27 protein-coding genes and 1 pseudogene are annotated in these 25,834 nt (G+C 70.8%); 12 read left to right on the forward strand and 16 right to left on the reverse strand.

What is annotated here, in order from left to right; genetic code table 11:
* Window positions 1-11: 11 nt before the first annotated feature.
* Both LWP59_RS31960 and LWP59_RS31965 read right to left on the reverse strand, forming a co-directional pair.
* Complete coding sequence (locus LWP59_RS31960) at window positions 12-1,436, reverse strand: non-oxidative hydroxyarylic acid decarboxylases subunit C (RefSeq protein ID WP_144636598.1); 1,425 nt, start codon at window positions 1,434-1,436, stop codon at window positions 12-14.
* Between the two features lie 8 nt (window positions 1,437-1,444).
* Window positions 1,445-2,011 (reverse strand): non-oxidative hydroxyarylic acid decarboxylases subunit B, encoded by a 567-nt coding sequence (locus LWP59_RS31965; RefSeq protein ID WP_144636600.1) that lies wholly within the window; start codon window positions 2,009-2,011, stop codon window positions 1,445-1,447.
* A 59-nt stretch (window positions 2,012-2,070) separates the two neighbouring features.
* Here LWP59_RS31965 and LWP59_RS31970 point away from each other — a divergent pair, with 59 nt between their 5' ends.
* The gene (locus LWP59_RS31970; protein WP_144636602.1) at window positions 2,071-2,475 is read left to right on the forward strand and encodes a MarR family winged helix-turn-helix transcriptional regulator; all 405 of its coding nucleotides are present in this window, start codon (window positions 2,071-2,073) and stop codon (window positions 2,473-2,475) included.
* A 47-nt stretch (window positions 2,476-2,522) separates the two neighbouring features.
* Here LWP59_RS31970 and LWP59_RS31975 read toward each other — a convergent pair whose 3' ends face one another.
* On the reverse strand, window positions 2,523-3,164 hold the full coding sequence (locus tag LWP59_RS31975) for an FMN-dependent NADH-azoreductase (protein ID WP_144636604.1): 642 nt from the start codon (window positions 3,162-3,164) through the stop codon (window positions 2,523-2,525).
* An 82-nt stretch (window positions 3,165-3,246) separates the two neighbouring features.
* On the opposite strand from LWP59_RS31975, the gene LWP59_RS31980 reads away from it, so the two are divergent.
* The gene (locus LWP59_RS31980) at window positions 3,247-3,717 is read left to right on the forward strand and encodes a MarR family winged helix-turn-helix transcriptional regulator (protein ID WP_144636606.1); all 471 of its coding nucleotides are present in this window, start codon (window positions 3,247-3,249) and stop codon (window positions 3,715-3,717) included.
* Between the two features lie 4 nt (window positions 3,718-3,721).
* Here LWP59_RS31980 and LWP59_RS31985 read toward each other — a convergent pair whose 3' ends face one another.
* Window positions 3,722-3,970 carry a hypothetical protein gene (locus LWP59_RS31985; protein WP_373299628.1) on the reverse strand — a complete coding sequence of 83 codons (249 nt, stop codon included), beginning with the start codon at window positions 3,968-3,970 and terminating at the stop codon, window positions 3,722-3,724.
* Window positions 3,971-4,129: 159 nt separating this feature from the next.
* Here LWP59_RS31985 and LWP59_RS31990 point away from each other — a divergent pair, with 159 nt between their 5' ends.
* The 5 genes and pseudogenes from LWP59_RS31990 (at window position 4,130) to LWP59_RS32005 (ending at window position 9,181) form a co-directional block, all read left to right on the forward strand.
* Window positions 4,130-6,487 (forward strand): Tex family protein, encoded by a 2,358-nt coding sequence (locus LWP59_RS31990; protein ID WP_229857778.1) that lies wholly within the window; start codon window positions 4,130-4,132, stop codon window positions 6,485-6,487.
* 113 nt (window positions 6,488-6,600) lie between these two features.
* Window positions 6,601-7,023 carry a DUF6401 family natural product biosynthesis protein gene (locus LWP59_RS31995; RefSeq protein WP_144636610.1) on the forward strand — a complete coding sequence of 141 codons (423 nt, stop codon included), beginning with the start codon at window positions 6,601-6,603 and terminating at the stop codon, window positions 7,021-7,023.
* Between the two features lie 217 nt (window positions 7,024-7,240).
* Window positions 7,241-7,327: pseudogene (locus LWP59_RS41245) on the forward strand (hypothetical protein); the annotation flags it as partial.
* Between the two features lie 110 nt (window positions 7,328-7,437).
* Window positions 7,438-7,893, forward strand: coding sequence for a BTAD domain-containing putative transcriptional regulator (locus LWP59_RS41250; protein ID WP_407653132.1), 456 nt, complete (start codon window positions 7,438-7,440; stop codon window positions 7,891-7,893).
* A gap of 649 nt (window positions 7,894-8,542) precedes the next feature.
* Entirely contained in the window at window positions 8,543-9,181 is a 639-nt protein-coding gene (locus tag LWP59_RS32005) for an SDR family oxidoreductase (RefSeq protein ID WP_144636615.1), read from the forward strand.
* Here LWP59_RS32005 and LWP59_RS32010 read toward each other — a convergent pair.
* On the reverse strand, window positions 9,178-9,642 hold the full coding sequence (locus LWP59_RS32010; protein WP_144636617.1) for an Lrp/AsnC family transcriptional regulator: 465 nt from the start codon (window positions 9,640-9,642) through the stop codon (window positions 9,178-9,180). The two genes, LWP59_RS32005 and LWP59_RS32010, sit on opposite strands and share 4 nt — an antisense overlap.
* A 132-nt stretch (window positions 9,643-9,774) precedes the next feature.
* Here LWP59_RS32010 and LWP59_RS32015 point away from each other — a divergent pair, with 132 nt between their 5' ends.
* Complete coding sequence (locus LWP59_RS32015) at window positions 9,775-10,716, forward strand: Glu/Leu/Phe/Val dehydrogenase dimerization domain-containing protein (protein WP_229857775.1); 942 nt, start codon at window positions 9,775-9,777, stop codon at window positions 10,714-10,716.
* Between the two features lie 47 nt (window positions 10,717-10,763).
* Here LWP59_RS32015 and LWP59_RS32020 read toward each other — a convergent pair whose 3' ends face one another.
* From LWP59_RS32020 to LWP59_RS32040, 5 genes are read right to left on the reverse strand one after another with little or no spacing between them, the layout of a single operon-like run.
* A complete protein-coding gene (locus tag LWP59_RS32020; RefSeq protein ID WP_144636621.1) occupies window positions 10,764-11,876 on the reverse strand; it encodes an SPFH domain-containing protein in 1,113 nt (370 codons plus the stop codon).
* Window positions 11,877-11,891: 15 nt separating this feature from the next.
* On the reverse strand, window positions 11,892-12,119 hold the full coding sequence (locus LWP59_RS32025; protein ID WP_144636623.1) for a hypothetical protein: 228 nt from the start codon (window positions 12,117-12,119) through the stop codon (window positions 11,892-11,894).
* A gap of 9 nt (window positions 12,120-12,128) precedes the next feature.
* Window positions 12,129-13,559, reverse strand: a complete 1,431-nt coding sequence (locus tag LWP59_RS32030) for a M20 family metallopeptidase (RefSeq protein ID WP_144636625.1) — start codon at window positions 13,557-13,559, stop codon at window positions 12,129-12,131.
* On the reverse strand, window positions 13,556-14,812 hold the full coding sequence (locus tag LWP59_RS32035; RefSeq protein ID WP_144636627.1) for an aminotransferase family protein: 1,257 nt from the start codon (window positions 14,810-14,812) through the stop codon (window positions 13,556-13,558). Before LWP59_RS32035 ends, LWP59_RS32030 begins: the two co-directional genes overlap by 4 nt.
* A 4-nt stretch (window positions 14,813-14,816) precedes the next feature.
* Entirely contained in the window at window positions 14,817-16,169 is a 1,353-nt protein-coding gene (locus tag LWP59_RS32040) for an FAD-binding oxidoreductase (RefSeq protein ID WP_144636629.1), read from the reverse strand.
* Window positions 16,170-16,245: 76 nt separating this feature from the next.
* Between LWP59_RS32040 and LWP59_RS32045 the strand changes: the two genes are divergently transcribed.
* Together LWP59_RS32045 and LWP59_RS32050 are read left to right on the forward strand one after the other, a co-directional pair.
* A complete protein-coding gene (locus LWP59_RS32045; protein ID WP_229857774.1) occupies window positions 16,246-16,833 on the forward strand; it encodes a TetR/AcrR family transcriptional regulator in 588 nt (195 codons plus the stop codon).
* Window positions 16,830-17,531, forward strand: a complete 702-nt coding sequence (locus LWP59_RS32050) for a VC0807 family protein (protein WP_144636631.1) — start codon at window positions 16,830-16,832, stop codon at window positions 17,529-17,531. The genes LWP59_RS32045 and LWP59_RS32050 overlap by 4 nt, the downstream gene beginning before the upstream one ends.
* On the opposite strand, the gene LWP59_RS32055 is transcribed toward LWP59_RS32050, so the two are convergent.
* Both LWP59_RS32055 and LWP59_RS32060 read right to left on the reverse strand, forming a co-directional pair.
* On the reverse strand, window positions 17,516-18,391 hold the full coding sequence (locus LWP59_RS32055; protein WP_144636633.1) for a DivIVA domain-containing protein: 876 nt from the start codon (window positions 18,389-18,391) through the stop codon (window positions 17,516-17,518). The genes LWP59_RS32050 and LWP59_RS32055 overlap by 16 nt on opposite strands.
* 50 nt (window positions 18,392-18,441) lie before the next feature.
* Window positions 18,442-19,677: an FAD-dependent monooxygenase gene (locus tag LWP59_RS32060; protein ID WP_144636635.1), complete on the reverse strand. Its 1,236-nt coding sequence runs from the start codon at window positions 19,675-19,677 to the stop codon at window positions 18,442-18,444.
* 106 nt (window positions 19,678-19,783) lie between these two features.
* Here LWP59_RS32060 and LWP59_RS32065 point away from each other — a divergent pair, with 106 nt between their 5' ends.
* Both LWP59_RS32065 and LWP59_RS32070 read left to right on the forward strand, forming a co-directional pair.
* Window positions 19,784-20,677, forward strand: coding sequence for a TetR/AcrR family transcriptional regulator C-terminal domain-containing protein (locus tag LWP59_RS32065; protein ID WP_144636637.1), 894 nt, complete (start codon window positions 19,784-19,786; stop codon window positions 20,675-20,677).
* Window positions 20,678-20,729: 52 nt separating this feature from the next.
* On the forward strand, window positions 20,730-22,133 hold the full coding sequence (locus tag LWP59_RS32070; protein WP_144636639.1) for a serine/threonine-protein kinase: 1,404 nt from the start codon (window positions 20,730-20,732) through the stop codon (window positions 22,131-22,133).
* On the opposite strand, the gene LWP59_RS32075 is transcribed toward LWP59_RS32070, so the two are convergent.
* From LWP59_RS32075 to LWP59_RS32090, 4 genes are read right to left on the reverse strand one after another with little or no spacing between them, the layout of a single operon-like run.
* The gene (locus tag LWP59_RS32075; RefSeq protein WP_144636690.1) at window positions 22,130-22,873 is read right to left on the reverse strand and encodes an HAD family acid phosphatase; all 744 of its coding nucleotides are present in this window, start codon (window positions 22,871-22,873) and stop codon (window positions 22,130-22,132) included. The two genes, LWP59_RS32070 and LWP59_RS32075, sit on opposite strands and share 4 nt — an antisense overlap.
* 59 nt (window positions 22,874-22,932) lie before the next feature.
* Window positions 22,933-24,081: a class I SAM-dependent methyltransferase gene (locus tag LWP59_RS32080; RefSeq protein ID WP_144636641.1), complete on the reverse strand. Its 1,149-nt coding sequence runs from the start codon at window positions 24,079-24,081 to the stop codon at window positions 22,933-22,935.
* Window positions 24,082-25,050 (reverse strand): class I SAM-dependent methyltransferase, encoded by a 969-nt coding sequence (locus LWP59_RS32085; protein WP_144636643.1) that lies wholly within the window; start codon window positions 25,048-25,050, stop codon window positions 24,082-24,084. It lies immediately after the preceding gene.
* 1 nt (window position 25,051) lies between these two features.
* Complete coding sequence (locus tag LWP59_RS32090; protein WP_144636645.1) at window positions 25,052-25,831, reverse strand: enoyl-CoA hydratase/isomerase family protein; 780 nt, start codon at window positions 25,829-25,831, stop codon at window positions 25,052-25,054.
* Between the last annotated feature and the right edge of the window lie 3 nt (window positions 25,832-25,834).

Consider the following 25,834-nt stretch of genomic DNA (forward strand, 5'->3'; position numbering starts at 1 on the left):
GACTTTCCTCCTCAGCGGTCGGCGAGCATGCCCCGCAGCCTGGTCAGCCAGGCGTCCGCCTCGGGCAGGTCCCGCACGGGCTGGCTGTAGTGGCCGCGGTTGTCGGGGGCGACGGGCGTGGTCGCGTCGATGATCAGCTTGTTGGTGATCCCGGCGGGCTGTGAACCGGGATCGAGCTCCAGCACGGGCAGGTTGGGGATGTTCACCAGGTCCCCGGCGGCGTTGACCTTCGTGGACAGCGCCCACATCACCTGCGGCAGGTTGAACGGGTCCACGTCCTCGTCCACCATGATCACCAGCTTCAGGTAGCCGAGCCCGTGCGGCGTGGTCATCGCGCGCATGCCGACGGCCTTGGCGAACCCGCCGTAGCGTTTCTTCGTCGAGATGATCGCCAGCAGCCCGTGGGTGTACATCGCGTTGACCGCCTGCACCTCGGGGAACTCCGCCTTGAGCTGCTGCTGGATCGGCACGCAGGTGCTGGCGCCGATGAGGTAGTCGACCTCGGTCCACGGCATGCCGAGGTACAGCGTCTCGAAGACGGGGTTGCTGCGGAAGGAGATCCGGTCGATCCGCACGACGGTCATGTTCCGCCCGCCCGAGTAGTGCCCGGTGAACTCCCCGAACGGCCCCTCGATCTCGCGCTTGCGGCCCTCGATCACGCCCTCCAGCACGACCTCCGACCCCCACGGCACGTCGAGCCCGGTCAGCGGGGCGGTCGCGACCGGCGCGGGCGCGCCGCGCAGGGCGCCCGCCATCTCGTACTCGCTCTGGTCATAGGCCATCGGCGTGGCCGCGACGATCGAGATCACCGGCTCGTTCCCGAGCGTGATCGCGACCGGCAGGTCCTCGCCCGCCTGCTCGGCCTTGTTCAGGTGCAACGCGATGTCGTGCATCGGCACCGGCTGCAGACCCAGCTTCGCCCGGCCCTTGACCTCCATCCGGTACACGCCCACGTTCTGCTTGCCGAAGTCGCCCGGGTCCTCGGGGTCCCGCGAGACCACCGCCGCCTTGTCGAGGTAGAACCCGCCGTCGCCGTCGTTCAGCCGGAACAGCGGCAGCACCTTGAACAGGTCCACGTCCTCGCCTTCGAGCACGTTCTCCGCCCACGGCGGGTTCTCCCGCCGCTCGACCGGCACCGGGAACGTCTCCCAGCGGCGGATGAACTCCGTGACCTGCTCCCGGACGGGCGTCTCGCTGGGCAGACCGAGCGCGAGCGCGTGGTTGGCCCAGGAGCCGTGCACGTTCAGCGCGACACGCGCATCGGTGAACCCGGTGATGTTGTCGAAGTACAGCGCGGGCGCCTTGTCGCCGAGGCGCGCGGCGGCGTTCGCGGCCGCGCCGAGGTCGGGTTCGGGGTCGACCTGCTCCGGGATCCGCAGCAGCTGCCCGTCCTTCTCCAGTGTGTCCAAAAAGGACCGCAAATCGTCGTGGACCATGGTTCCTCCTATCGGTCCAGGCCGGACCAGCGCCGCGCCCGTGGTGCGGGCAGGTCGAACTGGTCCAGCACGCGGGCGACGAGGTGGTCGAGCACGTCGTCCACGGACTCCGGGTGGTTGTAGAAGGCGGGCATCGGCGGCACGAGCACCACGCCCATCCGCGCCAGCGCGAGCATGTTCTCCAGGTGGATCTCGCTCAGCGGCGTCTCGCGCGGGACCAGCACGAGCTTGCGGCGCTCCTTGAGCACGACGTCGGCGGCGCGGCCGACCAGCCCGTCGGCGTAGCCCGCGCGGATCCCGGCGAGCGACTTCATGCTGCACGGGATCACGATCATCCCGTCGGTGCGGAACGAACCGGAGGAGATCGACGCGGCCTGGTCGCCCGCGCCGTGCACGACGTCGGCGAGCTTGCCGACCTCCCGGGCGCTGTACGGCGTTTCGAGCTCGATGGTGGTGCGCGCCCAGCGACTGAGCACCAGGTGCGTCTCCACGTCGTCCAGCTCGCGCAGCGCCTCGAGCAGGCGCACGCCCAGCGGCGCCCCGGTCGCTCCCGTCATCCCCACGATGAGCCGCACGGCGCCCTCCTCGCTTTAGTTCGTATACGAACCTTTCGTGTTCACACTACCATCGGCCCATGGCCCGGGTCGACGAAGCGGTGTTCCATCTCATGCGACGCGTACTTCAGGAACACGGCGCGCGCTGGCAGGCGAAACTGCCGAACCTGACGAAGCCGCAGTACGCGGTGCTGATCGTGATCGACGAGGGCGAGGAGGTCGACCAGGTCACGGCAGGCCAGCAGGCGGCGATCGACAAGGCGACGCTGGCCGGGCTGATGTCGCGGCTGGAGCAGCGCGGGCTGATCACGCGCACGGTCGGCGAAGATCGCAGGCGGCGCATCGTGCGGCTCACCGACGCCGGCCGCGAGGCCCTGCGGGAGGCGAAAGCCGTCGCCGACGTGGTGAACGGCTCGATGCTGCGACGCCTGGACCAAGAAGAAAGCACCCGGCTACGGGAGCTGCTCGCGAAGCTGGCGAACTGAAGGAGGGCCTCCCGGACGATGCCGGGAGGCCCTCCTTCGCGAATGGATCAGGCCATCGCCCTGGCCCAGAGCCCGTCGATCTCGCGCTCCGCCGCCGCGAGGCTCTCCTCGGCCAGCGGGATCAGCGACTCCATCGCGGGGTTGGACGCGGCGAGCGTCAGCTCCGCGGTGATGAACCGCGGCTCGAGACCGGTCATGGCCAGCCCGTGCGGCAGCCACTGTTCGGCGTGGTCCCACCCCTCGCGCGGAGTGCCCTCGCCGTACCCGCCACCGCGGGCGGCCAGCACCAGGAACTCACGGCCGCCGAGCAGGCCCGTTCCCGTCGCGGGGTCGAAGGCCAGCCCGGGGACGATCAGGTGGTCGACCCAGGACTTCACGCTGCTCGGCGGGCCGTAGTTGTAGAGCGGCAGGCCCAGCAGGAGGACGTCGGCCCGCTTGATCTCGTTCACCAGCTCCTCGCTGACCGCCCAGGACTCCGCCTGCGCCGGGGTGTGCTCGTCGGGCGCGACCAGGCGCGCCAGCCCGCCGAACGCGTCGAGGTGTGGCAGCGGCTCTGCGGCGAGGTCCCGGTAGGTCACCGTGCCGTCGGGGTGCGCGGCCCGCCAGGCCGCGGCCACCCGCGCGGTGAGCTTGCGGGTCACCGACTGCTCACCCTGGATGCTCGAGTCGATGTGCAGGAGATGAGGCATGTCTTTGACCATTCGTAGATGACTTGTGTAGGACAAATCATTGATACCACGCCGACCGCTGGTTCGCACGTAGACTGTGGCCATGGCCTCCCTGCCGGTCGCCAACCAGCCGCCCCACCGCTCGGGCGCGCTGCTCGACCACCTCGCCCGGCGGATCCGCCTGCGCTCGGAGTCCGTGCTGGCGCCGATGGGGCTGCGCCCGCGGCACCTGCTCGCGCTGACCCTGCTGCGCGACCTCGGCGGCAGCAGCCAGCAGGCGCTGGCCCAGACGCTGGAGATGGACAGCACGAACATCGTCGGCCTGCTCAACGACCTGGAAGGCGACAACCTGGTCGAGCGCCGGCGCTCACCCGAGGACCGCCGCCGGCATGTCGTGGAGCTCACAGATGTCGGCGCGAAGAGGCTCGCGAAGGCCGAGTTCGCGCTCGCGGCCGTCGAAGACGAGGTACTGGCGGCCCTCGACAACGAGCAACGTGAACAGCTCTACGCACTGCTGCACCAGGCGAGCAACTGCCCGCCACCGACGTGCTCCGAAATCGTCGAGTCCTGCTGAGCCGCTAACTCCAGAGCCGCAGTTCGTGCCCCTGCCACAGCAGCGCCTGGTGCAGCGCCTGGACCAGCCGCTCGTCGTCCTCGTCGGAAGGGTCGTCCCCGAAGGGCACCCAGCGCTCGCACACCTGCTCGCCGTCCTCGGAGCCGGTGAGTAGAATTCCGGGGTAGGAAAAGGAAACGGGCGTGCCGCCGGCGTCGACGGTGACGTGCCTCAGCTGCACCTCCACGTGTACCGCCCGTTCGGACATGTGCACCTACCGAGTGTCGCGCGGGCGTCGATACCCCACAGTCGCGCCACACCGGCTTTTGGTTACTGGACGGTCGCTTCGTTTTGGGCAACCCTGTCCGGACGGGTCGTCTTGTGCGCAGGCACAATGCAGGCCGGACTTTCGACCAGGGAGTGGATCAGGAACGTGACAGGCAGCTTGCCGAGTGCCGTGCAGTCGATCGAGCAGAGGATCGCCGAGGAGCTCGGCGTGCGCGAGGGGCAGGTCAAGGCGGCCGTCGATCTCCTCGACGGCGGCTCGACGGTGCCGTTCATCGCGCGGTACCGGAAGGAAGTGACCGGCACGCTCGACGACGCGCAGCTGCGCACGCTCGAAGAGCGGTTGCGGTACCTGCGGGAGCTGGACGAGCGGCGGGACGCCGTGCTCGACTCGATCCGGACCCAGGGCAAGCTGACGCCCGAGCTGGAGGAGCAGATCCGGCTCGCCGACACGAAGGCCCGGCTGGAGGACATCTACCTGCCCTACAAGCCGAAACGACGTACGAAGGCGCAGATCGCCCGCGAGGCGGGCCTCGAGCCGCTGGCCGACGGCCTGCTGAACGACCCGACCACCGACCCGCACGCCGCGGCCGCGGTGTTCGTCGACGCCGAGAAGGGCGTGGCCGACGCGCAGGCGGCACTCGACGGCGCCCGCGCGATCCTGGTGGAGCGCTTCGGCGAGGACGCCGACCTGATCGGCGAGCTGCGCGAGAAGATGTGGGCGCAGGGGCGTCTGGCGTCGAAGGTGCGCGCCGGCAAGGAGACCGACGGCGCCAAGTTCGCCGACTACTTCGACTTCTCCGAGCCGTTCACGAAGATGCCCTCGCACCGCGTGCTGGCGATGTTCCGCGGCGAGAAGGAGGAGGTCCTCGACCTCACCATCGAGCCCGAGGAGCCGTCCGACGAGCCGCGGGTCGGCCCGACCGAGTACGAGCGGCGGATCGCGCAGCGCTTCGGCGTCGCCGACCAGGGCCGTCCCGGCGACAAGTGGCTGCTCGACACCGTCCGCTGGGCGTGGCGCACGAAGATCCTGCTGCACCTGGGGATCGACCTGCGGCTGCGGCTGCGGCAGTCCGCCGAGGACGACGCGGTGCGCGTGTTCGCGGCGAACCTGCGTGACCTGCTGCTGGCCGCGCCGGCCGGCACGCGCTCGACGATGGGTCTCGACCCCGGGTTCCGCACCGGCGTGAAGGTCGCCGTCGTCGACGCGACCGGCAAGGTCGTCGCGACGCACACCATCTACCCGCACCAGCCCGCCAACAAATGGGACGAGTCGATCGCCGTGCTGGCGAAGCTCGCCGCGCAGCACCAGGTCGAGCTGATCGCGATCGGCAACGGCACGGCCTCGCGCGAGACCGACAAGCTGGCACTCGAGCTGATCAAGAAGCACCCCGAGCTCAAGCTCACCAAGGCCGTGGTCTCCGAGGCCGGGGCGTCGGTGTACTCGGCGTCGGCGTTCGCCTCACAGGAGCTGCCGGGCATGAACGTCTCGCTGCGCGGCGCGGTGTCCATCGCGCGCCGCCTGCAGGACCCGTTGGCTGAGCTGGTCAAGATCGACCCGAAGTCGATCGGCGTCGGGCAGTACCAGCACGACATTTCCGAGGTGTCGCTTTCGCGTTCGCTGGACGCCGTGGTCGAGGACTGCGTGAACGCCGTCGGGGTGGACGTCAACACCGCCTCGGCACCACTGCTGACCAGGGTCTCCGGGATCACCTCGAGCCTGGCCGAGAACATCGTGAGCCACCGCGACTCCAACGGCCCGTTCCGCTCCCGCGAGGTGCTCAAGCAGGTGCCGCGCCTGGGCCCGAAGGCGTTCGAGCAGTGCGCGGGCTTCCTGCGCATCCGCGAGGGCGACGACCCCCTCGACTCCTCCAGCGTGCACCCCGAGTCCTACCCCGTGGTGCAGCGGATCCTCTCGGCCGCGGGCAAGCAACTGCGCGAGCTGATGGGCAACGAGCGGGCGCTGAAGTCGGTGCGGCCCGAGCAGTTCGTCGACGAGAACGTGGGTCTGCCCACGGTCACCGACATCCTGTCCGAGCTGGAGAAGCCGGGCCGCGACCCGCGTCCGGCGTTCAAGACCGCCACATTCGCCGAGGGCGTCGAGAAGCTCGCGGACCTCAAGCCCGGGATGCGGCTGGAGGGCGTGGTGACGAACGTAGCCGCGTTCGGCGCGTTCATCGACATCGGCGTGCACCAGGACGGGCTCGCGCACGTGTCGGCGTTGTCGAAGAACTTCGTCAAGGACCCGCGCGATGTGGTCAAACCGGGAGACATCGTGAAGGTCAAGGTGCTCGATGTGGACATTCCGCGGAAGCGGATCTCGCTGACTCTCCGTCTCGACGACGAGGTCGGCGGGAAGCCCGCGCGGCAGCAGGGCCAGGGTGAGCGGCAGGGCCAGGCGCCGCGCAAGGGCGGCGGGCAGCAGTCCCGCAACCGCCGGGACTCGGGTAACGCCGCCGCTGGCGCACTGGCCGACGCACTCCGCCGAGCCGGTTACGGACGCTGATTCCCCGGACCGGTGCTCACCCTGCGTCAACGGCCGGCGGGCGTTACACGCCATCCGGCGGAACAATTCGCCCCCGGCTGGCGCAAGGGCGGGCACCGGCTCATCATCAGACCATGGGCTGGGCCGATTATCTGGCTGACCGTTCCGCCCGGCGCTGGTTCTACGGACTCGCCGGGCGCCTCGATCCGGGCTGGTCCGCTCTCGCGGTGGATCCCGGGTTGTGGCGCGCGTACGACCGGCACGCGTCCGCCGTGGCCGACGCGGTGCGCTGCGAGGATGATCTGGTGGCCCGCCAGGAGCCGGTGAGTGACCTGGTGCTGATCGCCTCCCACGCCCATGACGTGTGGACCGGGGCGGATGCGCGGGGCTGGACGCCGCCCGCCGACGTCTCCCGCTGGACGCCCGAGGAGTGGACCGGCCTGCGGTTGCTGGCGTGCTTGCGGCTGGCGGCGGCGGAACCCCGCGGTCCGCGGCTCAGCCCGGCGGCGGCGGAGTTGCGCCGTGAGTCGGTGGCGGCCCGCAAGCGCGTGCGCTGACGCGCGCCGGCCCGTGCCGCGGGCGCGAATGTCCTAACCGTTCACGGTTGGACATACGAAAGGTGCTAGCGGGGTAACGGTGCCGCCCAGACGATCCGATCCGGTGATTCACTTCCGCGTTCTGGGGCCACTCGAAGTCGCGGTGGCGGGCCGCGCAGTGACACTGGGCGGCCCCAAACCCCGCTTGCTGCTGGCGGCGCTTCTCCTGCAGCCCAACGTGGTCGTCTCCACCGACGCACTGGTCGAGGTGCTCTGGCCGGGCTCGGCGCCACGCTCCGCGGCGGCGAACATCCGCACCTACGTCCATTCCCTGCGCCGCCGGCTCGCCGAAGCCGCCCCGGAGCTCGAAGAAAGAATTCACGGCCGTGCGGGCGGTTATGTCGTCACGGTTTTCCGGAAGAGCTCGATTCCGCACTGTTCGAACGGCACGTCACCGTTGCCGAAGCCGCATCGGACCCGCACACGGCGCTCGCCGCTCTCGGCCGCGCCGCCGCGGTCTGGCGCGGGGACGTGCTGGAGGACCTTCCCCACAGCCACAAAGGGAATTTGTGTCGATCCCGGCACGTGGTTCGACGCGGAGCTGCGCACCGGCGTCGCGCTGGTGGAGCTGGCGGCGGCGTGGGGACTGGACGATCTCACGTGGCGGCTCACCGCCGCCTTCACGCCGTACTTCGATCTGCGCGGACATCACGACGACTGGCAGCACACGCACGAGATCGCGCTCGCCGCGGCCCGCCGCGCCGGAAACTTGCACGGCCAGCCGATCGTGTTGCGCAACCTCGGTCAGATCGACCTGTACCGCGACGCCGGGCTCGGTACCGTCCGCCACGTCGGTGGTCAGAACGACCGCGCGCTCGACCACCGCCATGAGACGCTGGCACTGTTCGCCCGCGCCGGGGATCCGCATGGCGAGGCGGCCGCGCGGATCGCCGTCGGCACGGTGTGGCTGGCGCAGAACTGTTACGCCACAGCGGATCGCTGGTTCTCCGACGCGTACGAGCTGGCCGCGGGGATCGGTGACCGGCACCGGGAATCCCATGCGCTGCAACGGCTCGCGCTGCTGCACCAGAGCCGGGGCAACCTCGGCGCGGCCCGCGAGGAGCTCGACCGGGCGATCGCGATCTTCGACGAGCTGGGCGACGACCACTGCGTCGGCTACGCCCACCAGAGCCCCGGCAGGCTGTACCTCGTCAGCGGCGACCTCGCGCACGCCCGGCTACTGCTGGTGAACTCCCTGTCGGTGCATCAGCGCAACGGCGACCACCGCTCCGAGGCGGAGGCGGCCGAGCTGCTCGAGCGGCTCGAGCAGCCGGTGAAGGCGCGCGAATACCTGCTGCTGTCACTGGGTATCTGGCGGAACCTGCAGGCGGGAGTCCAGGAGGCCGCGCTCACCGAACGCCTGCGGGCGCTGGGCGGTGCCGTCGATCTGCTGAGCATGCCGGGCGCCTGACCGCGGGGCATTGACCACAAACTTGGTCAAGGCCATCCTGTTCCCCACGAGCGAGTCGGGGAGGCACCGATGAGCAGTTTCGTGGTGGTCGGCGGCACCGGGCGGACCGGAAGCCGGATCGCCGAACGGCTCACCGCGGCGGGGCACGACGTCGTGGTGTCGAGCCGGGAGCCGGCGGGCGCGGAGGCGGTGCGGCTGGACCTCGCCGCGCCCGACCCGGCGGTGTTCGCCGGCGCCGACGGGATCGTGATCAGCGTCGAGCCCCCGAAGGACGCGGCCGACGCGGAGGCGGTGATGCACCACGGGGTCGCCGCCATCGCGGCGGTCGCCGCGCGGGAGGACGTCCCGGTGGTGCTCGTCTCGCAGATCTACGTGACCAGGGCGGCGGAGCATCCGGAGATGGCCGCCCGCATCGAGGCGCGGGCGCGGGGCGAGCAGACGCTGCGGGACAGCGGCGCGCAGTACACGATCGTCCGGCCGAGCTGGCTGCACGATCTCGCGACGGGCGGGGTCCGCATCGAACAGGGCGACACCGGTGAGGGCCGCATCAGCCGCGACGCGGTGGCGGCGGCCGCCGTCGCCGCGCTGTTCGACCCGTCCGCCTCGGGCAAGACGTTCGAGCTCTACGACGACCAGGAGTCCCCGGAGCCCGACTGGTCGACGGTGTTCGCGGCGCTGAGCCCGGACCCGGAGTCGGCGGACCTCTAGGGAACGTCCGCCAGCGGTTCGAGCACCGGCTTGCGCAGGTGCTGGTAGATGATCGACGTCCGGAACCCGACGATCTCCCGGCGGCTGGTGAACCGGTCGAGCAGGAACGCGTGCAGGTGGTCGATGTCCTGCGCGGTCACGTGCACGAGGAAGTCGTCGCTGCCCGCCATGGTGAACACCGACAGCACCTCCGGCAGCCGCGCCACCGACCGTTCGAACGACTGCACCACCGACCGGCTCAACGGCCGGACCTGCACCGCCACCATCGCCTGCACGCCGCGGTTCAGCGCCGGCAGGTCCACCTCCGCGTGGTAACCGCGGATCACCCCGCGGGCGCGCAACAGCCGGGTGCGCTCGAGGCAGGTCGAGGGCGCGATCCCCAGCTTGCGCGCGATGTCCCGGTTGGACTGGCGGGCGTCCTCCTGCAGATTCCGGACGATCGCCGAATCAAATTCGTCCACGTTCGTGCCGACTCCATCCTCGCCGAACGATGTTCGGCGCCAGGCCCCTCCTCGGTGATCGTCATCCTAGCTTCGAGGCATGGAGCATGAAGATGTGACGATCCGGCGCGGGCGCCGGTCGGGCTGACGATGATGATCGCCGTGCACTCGCGGGTGCTCGGCCCGGCGGTCGGCGGCGTCCGGCTGCGCCGCTACGCCGGCTGGCGCGACGGCCTGGAGGACGCGCTACGGCTGGCGGAGGCGATGACGTACAAGTGCGCCGCGGCCGGACTGTCGTTCGGCGGCGGGAAGACCGTGATCGCGCTCGACGAGGACGTCCCGCTGACCCCGACGCTCCGGCAGGCGGCGCTGGAGGACCTCGGCGAGTTCATCGAGTCCTTCGGCGGCTCGTACCTCGCGGGCCCGGACGTGGGGACCGGGCCGGCGGACATGGTGGTGCTGCGCCGGAAGACGGCCCACGCGTTCTGCGTGCCGGAGGAGCACGGCGGCACCGGGTCCTCGAGCATCCCCACCGCGGCCGGGGTGCTCGCGGCGCTGCGAGCCGGGGTGCGGCACGTGTTCGGCGCCGACTCCGTCGACGGTCTCACCGTCGTGGTCAGCGGGATGGGGTCGGTGGGTTCCCTTGTCGCGGCGGGACTTCCAGGAGCACGGATCATCGTGTCCGATGTGGACGAGACCAAACGCGACGATCGCTTCGAGTGGGTCGGCCCCGGCGAAGCGCTGCGCACGCCCGCGGACATCTTCGTACCGGCGGCTGTCGGCGGGGTGCTCGGCCCCGACACCGCCGGGGAGGTCGAAGCGCGACTGGTGGTCGGCCCCGCGAACAACCAGCTGACCACCGACTCGGTCGCGGATCTGCTGGCGGCGAAGGGAATCACGTGGATCCCCGACTTCGTCGCGAGCGCCGGCGGCGTCATCTACACACTCTGCCGCGAGATCGAAAAGCTCAGCCATGACGAGGCGATGACGCGCGTGGAGACGATCGGCGCCACCGTCGACACCATCCTCACCGCGAACACCACCCCGCTCGCCGCAGCCATGGACCTGGCGACCGCTCGACTCAAAACCACCTGACGGCTGGTCCGCGCCGATGCCCGGCGGCACCGGCGCGGACCAGCTCCCTACTCGCCCTCGGTCAGCTGCTGGTTCGCGGGCCGGTCGCTGAGACCCTTCTTCACCGAGTCGAGGATGGCGAGACCCTGGCCGACCAGGCCGGACGCCAGCTCGCCCAGCCCGTCGGCGCCGTTGAGGATGTTGACGTTCGCCCCGGACAGGCCGCGCGCCGCCTCCTTGACGATCTGCGGCAGCTGGTCGATGACCATCCGGTCGAGCGCGACCCGGTTGTTCGACGCGGCGGCTTCGGCCTGGACACGGATCTTCTCCGCCTCCGCCTGCGCCAGGATCCGCACCCGCTCCGCCTCCGCGTCGGCGGGCTTGACGACCTCGGCCACGAGCTGCTGCTGGCGCAGCTCGGCCTCGCGCTGGGCCAGTTCCGTCTGCATCGCGATCACCTCACGCTGGGCCTGCGCCTGCGCGAGCGGCCCGGCCTGCGACGCCTCGGCCTGCGCCCGGTCGACCTCCGCCTTGTACTGCGCCTGCACGACCGCGGTCTGGCGCGCGTACTCGGCCTGCCGCCGCTGCGACTCCTGCTCCGCCTCGGCCGCGGCCTGGTTGGCCTGCGCCTGCGCGATCTGCGCCTGCCGCTGGATGGCCGCGTTGTGCGGGGCCGCCATCGCGGCGATGTAGCCGAGCTTCATGTCGTCGATCGACTGGATCTGCAGCGAGTCCACGGTCAGCCCGATCTTCCCCATCTCGGCCTTCGACCCATCGAGCACCTCGGTGGCGAGCTTCTGCCGCTCGGTCACGATCTCCTCGACCGTCATCGACCCGATGATCGAGCGCAGGTGCCCGGCGAAGATCCGTCCGGTCAGCACCGACATCTGGTCCTGATCGGACAGAAAGCGCTGTCCGGCGTTGACGATGCTCTCCTCGTCGTTGCCGACCTTGAACGCGATCACCGCGCGCACGTTGAGCGCGATGCCCTGTTTCGTCACGCACGCCTCGGCCACCTCGGCCTCACACATGGCGAGCGTGAGGAACCGGACCTTTCGAAAGAACGGCATGGCGAAGCTTCCGTGCCCGGTCACGACCCGGAACGGACTGTCCCCCATGCTCCCCTTGCCGCCCGAGATCAGCATCGCCTGATCGGGCGCCGGAACGTGATAGCCGAACATTTCGCAGTCTCCTCGTCATCGAGCGCCGGGAAGGTCCGACCAGGGCACGACGCCGACGGTCCGCGCCCCGCGCGATTCGACGACGAGGACGCATGTGCCCAGCGGGAGCGGTTCCTCGGACCAGGCCAAGTAGATCTCCGTGCCACCGCGAATCCGTAACCGCACCTCGCCGGGGCCGTCGGGGCCCCGGGTCGCGTGGACGAGTTCGCCGACCCGGCCCACGGCGGAGGAATCGCCGTTCACAGTGCGAATCTACGCCTCGCGAGGATCAGCGGCAGGAGAATTCGACATCCGGGCAAATGGGGTTGATTCCCCCAAATCCCAGAAGAGTCCCGCCATCATGCGAAGCGCTTCACGCGCGACCGGCGCCAGCAGATGCTCGTCCGGCGCGTGCTGCGAGCACGCCGGGTAGGAGTGCGGAAGCCAGAGGGTGCACAGCCCCAGCTCTTCGGCGAACGCGTCGTTGGGAATGCTGCCACCGAGGTTGGGCAGCAGTGCCGGCTGCGCACCGGTCGTGGCCGCCACCGAGCTTTCCGCCCAGCGCACCCAGGCGTTGTCCGGGTCGGTCCGGGTCGGCCGCATGGTGCGGCCGACTTCGACCGTCACCATCGGAAACCCGTGCCGGTCGAGGTGTGCGCACAGGACCGGGCCCACACTGTCCACTTCGGTCCCCACGACCGAACGCAGCTGGCAGTGCGCGTGCGCCGAGCCGGGGATGGCGTTGACGGGCGTGTCCGGGTTTCCCGCCGACAGCGACAGCACCTCGACGGTGTTCCACCCGACGAGCCGTTCGGCCGGGCTCAGCCCGGGTTCACCCCAGCCGTCGTCGATCGCCGGATCGTCCGGACCGCCGCCGATTTCGATGTCCCGCAACGCTTTTCGCACGTTCTCCGGGATGTCGGGCGGCCGGAGGCCCGGCACCAGGATGCGGCCACGCGCGTCGACGATCGTGGCGAGCGCATTGGCGAGCACGGTCGCCGGGTTGCGCAGCAGGCCGCCCCAGTTCCCCGAGTGGTGCGCGCCGTCCCGGAGGTCGAGCCGCAGGGTGAACGGCGTCGACCCGCGGGAGCCGAGGAACAACGTCGGCCGGCCGGCGGCCACGCGCGGGCCGTCCGAGGCGATGAACACGTCCGCCGCGAGCTCGTCCGGACGCAGTGCGCACACCTGCCGCAGGCCGGGCGAGCCCGCCTCTTCCCCGGTCTCCACGAGGAACTTCAGGTTGAACCCCAGCTTTCCGCGCACGAGCAGGACCTGTTCGAGCGCGGCGAGGTTGATCGTGTGCTGGCCCTTGTTGTCCGCCGTGCCGCGGCCGTACCAGCGCTCGCCTTCGACGACGACGTGCCACGGGTCCAGCCCGGGCCGCCAGCGTTCCGGCTGCCCTAGTACGACGTCGCCGTGTCCGTAGCAAAGCACGGTGGGCAACGCGGCGTCCTCGTGCCGGGTGGCGATCAGGAACGGCCAGCGGCCCGCCGGGTTCGCCACGATCTCTGTCGTGCAACCGAACCGGGCCAAGGCCGGGGCGAGCTCGTCGGCGAGGTAGCACCGCAGGACGTCCTCGGCGGCCGGATTCTGGCTCTCCGTGGGAAAAGCGACGCGGCGGCGCAGCTGTTCGAGGAACTGCCCGGAATCGAAGTAGCCGCTGACGGCCTCGATCGCGGCAGCCCGGCTCCCGGCCGCCGTCACAGCTTGAGCGCCAGCTCGTCCAGCCCGCCGGCGAAGGCCTCGCCGATCTCCCGCAGCTGCTCGGTCTGGATGGTCAGCGGCGGCGACACCGCCAGCGCCTTGCCGAGCGGGCGCAGCAGCACACCCCGCTGCCGTACCAGCATTTGCAGGTCGTTCACCGCCGAGGGCAGCCGCCGCAGCAGCTCGGGATCCAGCTCCACGGCACCGAGGAGCCCGATCCCCGCCCGGACCTCGGCGACCAGCGAGTGCTCCGCGAGCGGCGCCAGCGCCTCGGCCAGCACGCCCTCCATGGTCCGGCCGCGCTCGACAAGCCCATCGCGCTCCAGCAGGTCGATGTTGACCAACCCGGCGGCGCAGGCAGCTGGGTGACCCGAGTACGTCGCGCCGTGGCGCAGCGCGTTGCCGCCCCGCTCCCAGAACGGCTCCGCGACCCGGCCGTGCGCCACGACGCCGCCGAGCGGCAGGTACCCGCTCGTCACGCCCTTGGCGAAGGTGATCAGGTCGGGCTCGGCGTCCCAGCGCTCGACGCCGAACCAGGTGCCGAGGCGGCCGAACCCGCAGATCACCGCGTCCGCGATGGCGAGCACGCCGTACTCGTGGCAGACCTCGATCACGCCCCGCAGGTAACCCTCCGGCGGCGGGAGCACGCCACCGGCACCGATCACCGGCTCGAACAGGAAGGCCGCGACGTTCTCCGGCCCGACCCGCAGGATCTCCTCGCGCAGCGCGTCGACCGAGTCGTACCGCACCCGGGAGGACGACGGCAGGATCTCGCCGAACCCGCTGCGGTTGGCCTCGATACCTGCGATACCGGTGCCGATCCCGTTGGTGCCGTGGTAGGACTGCGCGCGGCTGATCACGTGCACGCGGCCGGGCTCGCCCTGCGCGTCGTGGTAGCGGCGGGCGATCTTCACCGCGGAGTCGATGGCCTCGCCGCCACCGGTGGTCAGGAAGACCTTCGCGTCGGGCAGCGGCGCGAGACCGGCGATCCGGTTCGCGATCGCGCGGGCGGGCTCGTTCGCGAAGTCGCCGAAGATCGAGTAACCGGCGAGCTTGCGCATCTGCTCGGCCGCGGCGTCGGCGATCTCGCGGCGGCCGTGCCCCACGTTGACGTACCAGAGGCTGGCTGTGGCGTCGAGGTAACGGTTGCCGTCGGTGTCGTAGACCCACACGTCCTCGCCGCGGTCGAGGACGAACTCGCCCTCCCGCACGGCCGCCATGTCCGAGAACGGGTGCCACAGTGCTGTCTCCATGAGATCAGCATGGCGGGCGGCGGAGCACTTTTCCAGGGTTGAGGATCCCGCGCGGATCGAAGGCCTGTTTGACCGCCTGGTGCACGGACAGCCCGACCTCGCCCAGTTCGGTCTCCAGCCAGGGCTGCTTGAGCGTGCCGATGCCGTGCTCGCCGGTGATCGTGCCGCCGAGGCGCAGGCCGAGCTGCATGATCGCGTCGAAGGCCGCCTGGCCGCGTCGCACCGAGTCCGGATCGGCGGCGTCGAACACGACCGTCGGGTGCATGTTCCCGTCGCCGGCGTGGCCGCAGCACGGGATGCGCACGCCGTGCTCGTGCCCGATGGCGGCGATCCCCTCGACCAGCTCGGCCAGCCGCGACCTCGGCACGCACACGTCGTCGACCAGCTGATCGCCGAGCTCCCCGACCGCGTCGCCGACGAGCCTGCGCGCTTCGATCAGCAGGTCCGCCTCGGCCTGGTCGGTCGCGACGAACACCTCGGTCGCGCCGTGCTCCCGGGCGACCTTCGCGAACGCGTCGAGATCGTCGTGCGCCGCCGGACCGCGGTCGGACTGGGCGATGAGGACCGCGCCGACGTCGTCCGGGAAGCCGAGGTCGCGGTAGGCGGAGACGGCGTCGACGGTCGCGGAGTCCATGAACTCCAGCACCGACGGCCGCCGCCCGCTGCTCAGGTAGTCGCCGACCACCCCGCACGCGGCGGCCGGGGTGGCGAAGAAGGCGAGCGCGGTCAACGGTCTCTCCGCCGCGGACCGCAGCGCGACGGTGACCTCGGTGACGACGCCGAGGGTGCCCTCGGAGCCGGTGAACAGCCGTACGAGGTCGTACCCGGCGACCCCCTTCGCGGTGCGGCGGCCGGTGCGCAGGATCCGCCCGTCCGCCAGCACGACCTCCAGCTCCCGGACGAAGTCGCTGGTCACGCCGTACTTCACGCAGCACAGGCCGCCCGCGTTGGTGGCCACGTTGCCGCCGATGGTCGAGATCTGCCATGACCCGGGGTCGGGCGGGTAGAACAGGCCCTTCTCGGCGACGGCCGCGGACAGCACTGCGTTGATCACGCCGGGCTCGACGGTGGCGGTGTGGTTGAGCTCGTCGATCGCGAGGATCCGGTCCATCCGCTCCAGTGACAGCAGGATCGCGCCCTCGACCGCGGTGGCCCCGCCGGACATGCCGGTGCGCGCGCCCTGCGGGACGACGGGGATCCGGTGCTCGTGCGCGAACTCCAGGACGCGGGCGACCTCGGCGGTCGACCGCGGCCGGGCGAGCGCGGCGGGTCGTCCGGCGACGACGAACCCAGCGCGATCGGACCGGTAGGCCTCCAGCACGTCGGGGTCGGTGGTCACGTAATCGGCTTCGATCATCGGGCTCCCCTCGTCGGCTCGACCATAGCGTTACTCATGCTTGGCATTTCTTACTTGGTTGAGGTACCGTTTCCTCGTGCAGGTAAGAAGCTTCACCGCCGAGGCGCGGCGGACGCAGATCGTGGGGGCGGCGATCGAGGTGATCGCCGAGGTGGGCTATCCACAGGCGTCGTTCGCGCGGATCGCCGAGCGCGCGCGGCTGAGCAGCACGCGGCTGATCTCGTACCACTTCGCGGGCAAGAAAGAGCTGATCGAAGAGGTCGTGGCGCAGCTGTACCGGGAGATCGGCGGCCACATGTCCGAGCGGGTGTCCGCGGCGGCCACGCCCTTGGCGGCGCTGCACGCGTACATCGAGGGGTACGTCGAGTTCGTCGCCGGGCACCGGACGCAGATGAAGGCGCTGCTGAGCATCTTCCTCAACGGCGCGCTGGAGTTCGACCCGGCCGAGCAGGAGGCCGTGGTGCTGTCGCCGGTGGAGCAGATCCTGCGGGACGGCCAGGCCGCGGGTGCCTTCCGCCAGTGCGACCTGCGGGTGGCGGCCGCGGCGGTGCAGCGGAGCCTCGACGGGATCCCGCTGATGCTGGAGTCCCATCCGGACCTGGACCTGGAAACCTGTGCGCGCGAACTCGTGACCCTCTTCGACCACGCGCTGTGTGCGTCATGAGCGGGGAGCAGCGTGGCGGCACGCGTAACGCCGAAGCCTCACCCGCACCCGCACGGCGCCTGCGGCAGAGCGGCGTCATGGCGTTCGACATCGCAGCGCCGATCGGGTTGTACTACGTGCTCCGCGCCGCTGGGGTGAGCGTGTACCTGGCCCTGCTGGTCAGCGCCGTGCTCCCCGTACTCAGCACCGTCGTGCAGATCCTGCGCCGGCGCAGGCTCGACCAGCTGGGTGCCTTCATGGCCGGGATGATGATCATGTCCGCCCTCGTCGCGCTGATCAGCGGCAGCGAGCGCTTCCTGCTCGCCAAGGACGGCTGGCTCACCGCCGTCGCCGGTCTCTGGATGCTGGCCACCACGCGTGCGCGCCGCCCGTTCGTCTACCACTTCGCCCGGGTGCTGCTCGAGGGCAGGGTGGGTCCGCGGGGCGAGTCCTTCGAGTCGCTGTGGGACCGGCTGCCCGCGTTCCAGCACCTCTGGCGGGTGGCCTGCGTCATCTGGGGCACCGCGACCCTGCTCGACGCCGGCGTCCGCATCACGATGGCCTACACGCTGCCGGTCAACCTGGTGCCCGCGCTGAACGGCGTGCAGTACGGCGTGCTGTTCGTGCTCCTGCAGGTCGCGACCAACATCTACTACTTCCGCGCAGGCCTGTTCAACCCACGCTCCCGGCTCTACCAGCCACTTCAGCCCGCGGGCTGAACAGCCGGTTGCTTGCGCGGCTCGGGCACGATCTCGATCCGTGGCGGTGGCGGCTCGACCTGCAGCAGCGGGGTCGCATCGGCGAGGAGCTGCTGCGTGGCGTGCAGCTGATCGGTGGTGCGCCGGCGCAACGCGTCGAGCGCGTCGGCCTTGCGTTGTGCCTGATCGAGCAGCTGCCGGGCCTTCTCCTCGGCCTCGGCGACCAGCCGTTCACACCTGGCCGCCGCCTTCTTCTCCTGCTCCTCGACGGCCGCGATGGCCGCCGCCCGGCGGACCCCCATCGCCTCCTCGAAGTCCTTCTCGACGTCGTGCCGCCGCCGCGCCGCATGCTCGTCCAGCCGGTGCCTGGTCTCGGCTGCCTCGCTGGTCAGCGCCGCGACCTGGGCCCGCGTACGGCGCATCAGCTCTTCGTGCTCGGCGGTGGCCTGCTTGCGCCGCGCGTCCACCTCCGCGACCAGGTGTTCGTGCCGCTCCCGCAGCCGCTGCGCGGCCTGCTCGGCCGCCGCCCAGCTGCGCTCGGCGGCGGCACGCGCCCGCTCGGTGATCTCGGTGGCCTCGTCCTCGGCCAGCTCGACCATCCGCAGCAGCCGTTCGCTGAGCCCGTCCGCCTCGATGGGCGTGCGGCTGATGCGGTCGATCTTCGCGCGCAGCCGGTCGTTCTCACTGCGGAGATCTTCCAGCCGCCGCGCGAGGTTCTCCGCGCTGGCGGCCGCCGCGTCCCGATCGGCGATCACCATCCGCAGGTCCGCCTCGACCCGCTGCACGTACTCCCGGACCTGGCGCGCGTCGTACCCGCGCCAGGACCGGTCGAAATCCGTACTGAGCGGAACCAGATCCTCACGAGAGTCAACGCCGGCCATCAGCACCTCCCGAAGCGACAGTCCTTAGTGGACTATCAAGTCAAAACCCGTTATTGCCAAGCATCCTCTTTCCGAGGCCGTCCGTCCACCAGCATGGCCGCATCGGCGTAATTTTCCAGTGTGACGCCGTCCGCCTTCCCCTGGAGGTCACCGGTCAGCATGGACCGCCAGGGCCCGGCGAGCATCAGCTTGGTCAGCACGTTGCCCGCCGTGATCATCGCCCGGCCCTTGGGCAGGAACAGGTTTGTCCCGCCAGGCATGGGTTTCCTGTTCTCCGTGACGTAGCGGTCGAGAACGTCACGGTAGCGGGCGAACGCCCGAGCGTGCTCACCTCCGGCCGCCGCAAGCTCGGCCGCGAGGACGTAGGCGCCGACGACGGCCATGCTCGTGCCCATGCCGGCCGACCCGCCGAACGCGGCGTCGCCGACGAGCGCGACCCGGCCCCTCGACCACTCCTCGATGGTGACCATGCTCTCCCGGTCGAAGTAGAAATCCGTTGTCTCCCACATGGATTCCAGCATCCGGGGCACCTGCCAGCCCTCGCCGGCCATCGCCTCGGCGACTATCTGCTTCTGCCGGGCGACGTCGCGCCGGTCGTAGTCGAGCGGCGGCCCGGCGAAGAAGAACATGCCTCGCGTCCGCCCGGTCCGGGTCGGATAGAGCGCCGCCCGCTTGCGGCCGGGCATCACGTACATCAACTGCCAGTCCGTCAGCGGGACGTCCGCGTCCGTCGCGAAGATGACCTTGTAGTACCCCTGGTCCCGGGTGAACCCGGACGCGGGGCCGAAGGCGAGGCGGCGGACTCCCGAATGCAGCCCGTCCGCGCCCACGACGACGTCGAACCGACGTGACGTCCCGCCGGCAAACGTCACGTCCACCCCATCGGCGTCCTGACGCAGTGCGGCGATGGACTCGTCGAAGAGGTATTCGACGTCTTCGCGAGTGGCGTCGTACAAGATCCGGCCGAGGTCGGCGCGCAGGATCTCGATGTCGGCGATGATCCCGCCGGAGTGACCGCTCAGGTCGCTGCCCCAGTTCCACAGCCGCCGGTTGTCCCGGTCGACCGCACTCATTCCGACCACGCCGGTGTGGCAGGCGCGGACCTGCGGCATCAGACCCATCCGCTCGATCACCTCGCGGGCCACGCCGCGCAGGTCGACCGCCTGCCCGCCCTCCCGTGGTGCCGGGGCCCGTTCGACGACGGTGACGGTGCAGCCGTAACGGCGCAGCCAGTAGCCCAGCGTCGGTCCGGCGATGCTCGCTCCAGAAATCAGTACGTTAGTCATGCGTACACCGTACGAACACTTGCGGTACGATGTAAAGTTTCCTAGTGCACCTACTCCGAAGTGCGAGAACACAGACAAGCGCACTAGTACACTGAAGGGCTCCAGAATGCCGCACCCGTACGCCAGGATCGTCGCCGAGCTGCAGCGCCGAATCGCCACCGGCGAGCTGCGCCCGGGTGACCGGGTCCCCTCGACGCGCCAGCTGACCCAGGAATGGGGCGTCGCGATGGCCACCGCGACCAAGGCGTTGTCGACCCTGCGGCAGCAGGGGCTGGTGCGGGCGGTGCAGGGCGTCGGCACGGTCGTCGCGGACGGGCGGCGGGCTCCGCGCGCCGAGCCCGAGCAGGAGCTGACCCGAGAGCGCGTGGTGGCCGCGGCCATCCAGGTCGCCGACGCCGAGGGCATGGCGAACGTGTCGATGCGCCGGATCGCGACCGAGCTGGGCGTCGCGACGATGTCGCTGTACCGGCACGTGCCCGGCAAGGAGGAGCTGGTCGTGCTGATGGTCGACACCGCGATCGCGGAGGAGAGCCTGCCGGAGACGCCGCCGGACGGCTGGCGCGCGCGGCTCGAGCTGTCGTCGCGGCTGCAATGGCGCCTCTACCGCAAGCACCGCTGGCTGGCTCCGGCGATCTCGATGACCAGGCCGCAGGCCCTGCCGAACGCGCTCAACCACACGGAATGGTCCCTGCGGGCGCTGGCGGGCGTGGAGCCGAAGGCCAGGCTCTACGCCTACCTGACCGTCTTCGGCTACGTCCGCGGGGTGGCGATGAACCTGGAGGCCGAGGCCCAGGCGGAGCAGGACACCAGGCTGACGCCGGACGAGTGGATGGACACCCAGGAGGACTTCCTGAAGCCGCTCGTCGACAGCGGGCGGCTGCCCGCGTTCGCCGAGCTCGTCACGCACGACATAGATTTCGAGCTGGAGGACCTCTTCGAGTTCGGCCTGGCGCGGGTACTCGATGGGCTGGAGAAATTGGTCGTACCGCCGATGCGGTGACACGCAGGGTAGCTCCGTGATCGTTCCCGGGTCGACGCCGTAGCCTGACCGGGTGACCGGGACGGAAAACCAGGCCGAGGGACGTCTGATCGCCGGCCGGTACCGGCTGGAGCGCCGCATCGGCGGCGGGGCAATGGGCGTCGTGTGGCTCGCGAAGGATGAGCTGCTCGACCGGACCGTTGCGCTGAAACACCTTCTCCTGACCGCCGGACTGAGCGCCGAGGAGGCCGAACACGCGCGCAAACGCTCCTCGCGCGAGGCCCGGATCGCGGCGCGGCTGCAGCACCGGCACGCCATCACCGTCTTCGACGTCGCCGACGACGACGGCATGCCCGTGCTGGTCATGGAGTACCTGCCCTCGCAGAGCCTCGCCGAGGTGCTCACCGCGCGCGGCCCACTGCCGCCGGAGGAGGTCGCCCGCATCGGCGCGCACGCCGCGTCCGCGCTCGCCGAGGCCCACGCCGCGGGAATCGTGCACCGGGACGTGAAGCCCGGGAACATCCTGCTCGGCGAGGACGGCACCGCGAAGATCACCGACTTCGGCATCTCGCGCGCCACGGACGACGGCACCCTCACCGGCAGCGGCGCCTTCGCGGGCACGCCCGCGTTCCTCTCGCCCGAAGCCGCCCGCGGCGAGCGGCCGACCGCCGCGTCGGACGTCTTCTCCCTCGGGGCGACGCTCTACGCGATCGTCGAGGGCCGCTTCCCCTATGGCGACTCCGACAACCAGATGGCGCTGCTCTACTCTGCCGCCGCGGGCCGGGTGAACCCGCCGCAGCAGGCCGGCCCGCTGACCGCGGTGCTGGACCGGATGATGCGGGTCGACCCCGAGGAGCGGCCGACCATGGCCGAGGTCGCCACCGAGCTGGAGAAGCTGGCGAGCCCGACGCCGGAGGAGCGCCGCCGCAGCCGGGCGCTGGTCTGGGCGGGGGCCGGCGCGGTGGTGCTCGTCGCGGCCGTCGTGACCACCCTGCTGCTGGTGAACAACGGCTCCGGCGGGCAGAACGCGTCGCCGCCCGCATCGTCGGCCCAGCAGCCGGCGCCGTCCTCCCAGCAGCAGGCTCCGCCGCCGACGACCGGCCGGACGACCAGCTCGTCGTCCTCGGCTCCGCCGTCGAGCACGTCGCACCCCAGCACGAGCGCCGCGACCACCACCGATCCCGTGCAGTTCATGCGCGACTACTACGCGGCGATGCCCGGCGGGATCAGCGCCGGCTGGGCCAAGCTCAGCCCGGCGATGCAGGGGCAGGTCGGGTACCCGTACTACCAGCGGTACTGGAGTGAGATGAGCAGCTTCCAGGTCGTCAGCGGCCCCCAGCTGGTCGGCGCGAACACCGTCGAGTCCACCCTCGACTTCGTGCAGCGCGGCCAGCACTTCCGGGAGCGCCACCGGGTGACGCTGATCGAGAGCGACGGCCGCCTGCTCGTCAACAGCGACTCCTCGTCGAACGCCTAGGGCAGGTAGTACATCGGGTTCGGCAGCTTCACGCCCTTCTCGGCGTGGCCGCCCTCGAGGTCGCTGTACTGGTCGCCCAGGTTGAGCACGATGTCGGCCCCGGTCGACTCGATGTGCGCGCGGGTCTCGGACTTGTACTGCACAGTGGTGCACGTCAGCCCGCAGTCAAGGTATGCGGGCGCGGTGCCTTCGGGCTTGAAGTAGGCCTCGGCCGGCGCGGGGTAGCCCTCGTTGGCCAGGTTCTTCAGCGAGGCCGGTCCCTGGTGCTGGCTGCGCCCGGTCAGGAAGTACACCTTGACGCCGTGCTGCGCGGCCCAGTTGGCCAGGTGCAGCGTCGGCTTGATCGCCGGGAAGGTGCCGTTGTCGATCGCCTGCTGCTGCTTGACCGGGTCGAAGCCGAAGTCGTTGTCGGCCTCCCAGCCGTAGGTGACCTCGGAGGTGTCGTCGACGTCGAGCACGATCGCCGGGTTCCGCACCCCCTGCTGCAGCCGCCGCGCGAGGTACTGCTGTGCCTGGTCCGCCTGGCGCTGGGTGTCCCGGGCCCAGCGGCTGGTGTCCGACTCGTGGTGGTGCCCGGCCGCGTCCACGGTGTCGCCGTAGTAGGCCTTCACGTCGAGCTTGACCTGACCGATGTTGGCCGGCTCGTGGCTCCCGCCGCCCTGGGTGGCGAGCGCGGTGGCGCCGCCCGCGACGGTCGCCCCGATCGCGGCCGCGGCGGCGAGCTTCACCAGACCGGACATCCTGCGCACAAACATGTCTTGGCTCCCAACGTGAAGTGAACGTTAGGCAAACTACGTCATCACGCAGGAATCCGGGACGCTTGGCACAAAAAATTCACGGGCGAGCGGCCGATCCGGGTCAGCACGACCGTCGCCTCGCGCGGGCCGCCGAGCTTGAGCCGCTTGCGCAGGGCGTCCGGGTCGAGGTCCAGACCGCGCACGAGGATCTCCAGTCGGCCGATCTCGTGCCGCTTCAGCAAGGCCCGCAAGGACTTCTCCTGGTACGGCCCGTGCTCGACGATCCGGAACGCGCGCACCCCGGGCGGCGGCTCGTCGCCGGTGAGGTAGGCGATCCGCTCGTCGAGCTGCCACAGGCCGTGCCGCGCGCCGTAGTGCTTGACCAGCCCGGCCCGGACGACGGCGCCGTCGGGGTCGATGATCCACTCCCCCGGCTCGCCCGCGCCGACGTCGTCCGGCTCGTCGCTGGTGACCGTCCACTGTGGACCATCGCTGCGCAGGACCGTCGCCCGGCGCGCGGCGGTGGCGAGGTCGCCGGTCCACAGGCACGCCTCGCGGACCTGCCCGTCCAGCGACACCAGCTCGACCTCGTCCGCCCACGGCAACGCGGCCCGGTCCAGGCCCGGGGACACCTTGACCGCCAGCTCCCGCCCCGCGTACACCTCGGCGAGCTCGCCGAGCGGTGGCGCGAAGTCCTCGGGCCGCCAGCGCCGGCCCCTGGCGTCGCGGCGCGCCGGGTCGGCGACGACCACCGTGCCGCGGCTCACCGGACGCAGCGCGTCCGCCCGCACCAGGGGCACGCCGGGGCAGTTGTGCCGGGCCATCGCCAGCCGCACCTCGTCGAGGTCCGACCCGACCACGCGCCGGGCGACCCGCGCCAGCTCCGCGAGGTCGGCGCCGATCGAGCAGGTCACGTCGTGCACATCCAGGCCTTCGAGCCGGGCCGCGCGGTGCCGCGCCACCGCCGACGCGCTCGCCTGCTGCAGCGCGTCACCCGTGAACAGCCAGTCGTCCGCGTCGAGCTTCGCCCGCGCTTTCCGGCGCAGTGCCACGGTTTCCAGCACGGCGGCCGCGCGCTCGCCGACGATCCGGCGAGCGGCCTCGACGTCGGCGATGCGCGTGGGGTCCAGCTCCGCGCATCCGGCGAGCGCGTTCCTGCCCTCGGCCGAGCGCAGGAACGCGACGTCGCCGAGCGAGAACGCGTAGGCCAACTACAGCTCGACCGGCGCGGACGGCTTGCGGCCGGTGATCATCACGTTGTAGAACAGCTCCCGCGGCAGCACCTTCGACAGCAGCTTGCGGTCCAGCGCCGACAGCCGCAGCCACAGGTGGTAGGCGAACATCCGCCACCGCACGGTCAGCTTCTCCTGCGGCACCGCGGCTTCGAAGGTGCGGATCGGCCAGCCCGCCAGCGCCGCCGCGAACTCCTCGGTGACCGCCTTGACGTCCACCGCGCCGGCGCCGAGCGACATCCGCTCCAGCTCGCTCGGGTCGAAGGTGTGGATGTCGACCACGGCCTCCAGCGCGGCGGCCCGCGAGGACTCGTCGAGCTCCTCCTGCGGACGGCGCCACGAGTTCAGCGGGCCGAGCTTCGTCACGTTCGTGGTCAGCCACCAGGTGAACTGGCCCAGCTTGCGGGCGTAGAAGTCGCCGACCTTCGTCGGCTCGCCCGCGAACACGAACCGCCCGCCCGGCTTGAGCACCCGCAGCACCTCGCGCAGCGCGGCGGGCACGTCCGGGATGTGGTGCAGCACCGCGTGCCCCACGACGAGGTCGAAGCTGTCGTCCGGGTACGGGATCCGCTCCGCGTCCGCGACCCGGCCGTCGACGTCGAGGCCCAGCTTCTCCGCGTTGCGCAGCGCCACCTGCACCATGCCCGGCGACAGGTCGGTGACCGAGCCCTTCTTGATCACGCCGCCCTGCATCAGGTTCAGCAGGAAGAACCCGGTGCCGCTGCCCAGCTCCATCGCCGTCGGATAGGGCTGGCCGTCCTCGCCCGCGACCGCGTTGAACACGTCGGTGGCGTAGGAGATGCAGCGCTCGTCGTAGGAGATCGACCACTTCTCGTCGTAGGTGCCGGCCTCCCAGTCGTGGTAGAGGACGTTGGCCAGCTTCGGATCGGCGTAGGCGGCCTGGACCTCTTCGGCGGTGGCGTGCGGGTTCGGGGCGGGATCGGACACGTCATTTCCCTTCGAAGGTGGCCTTGCCCGGGCCGTTCTCGATGAAGGACTGCATCCCGTTGGTCTGGTCCTCGGTGGCCCAGAGCGCGGTGAACAGGTACGTCTCGAGCTTGAGCCCGCTCGCGAGGTCGCCGTCGAGACCGCCGTCGATCGCCGCCTTCGCGTTGGCGAGCGCGACCGCGGGGCCGTTCGCGAACTGCGCGGCCCACTTATGCGCGGCGGTGTAGACGTCGTCCGGCGCCACCAGCTCGTCCACGATGCCCAGGCTCAGCGCCTCCTCGGCCTTGGCGAACCGGCCGGTGAACACCAGGTCCTTCGCCTTGCTCGGGCCGACCAGCCGCGCGAGGCGCTGCGTGCCGCCGGCACCGGGGATGATGCCGAGCAGGATCTCCGGCTGGCCCACCTTCACGTTGTCCCCGGCGATCCGCCGGTCCGCGGCCAGCGCCAGCTCCAGGCCGCCGCCGAGGGCGTAGCCGGTGATCGCGGCGACGGTCGGCTTCGGGATCGCGGCCACCGCGGCGACCGTGTTCTGCAGAGCCGTGCCGAAGGAGCGCATCTCGGCGTAGGACCGGGCGGCCATCTCCTTGACGTCGGCGCCGCCGCAGAAGGTCTTCTCGCCGCCGTAGAGGATCACCGCGCGCACGTCGGCCCGCTCGGTGGCCTCCTCGGCCGCCTCGCCCAGCTCGGCCTGCACCTGGTTGTTGATGGCGTTGACCGGCGGGCGCTCCAGCCGGATCGTGCCGATCCCGCCGTCCACCTCGAGCCGTACGAACTCGCCCACGCT

The organism is Amycolatopsis acidiphila, from assembly GCF_021391495.1.
Lineage (GTDB): Bacteria > Actinomycetota > Actinomycetes > Mycobacteriales > Pseudonocardiaceae > Amycolatopsis_E > Amycolatopsis_E acidiphila.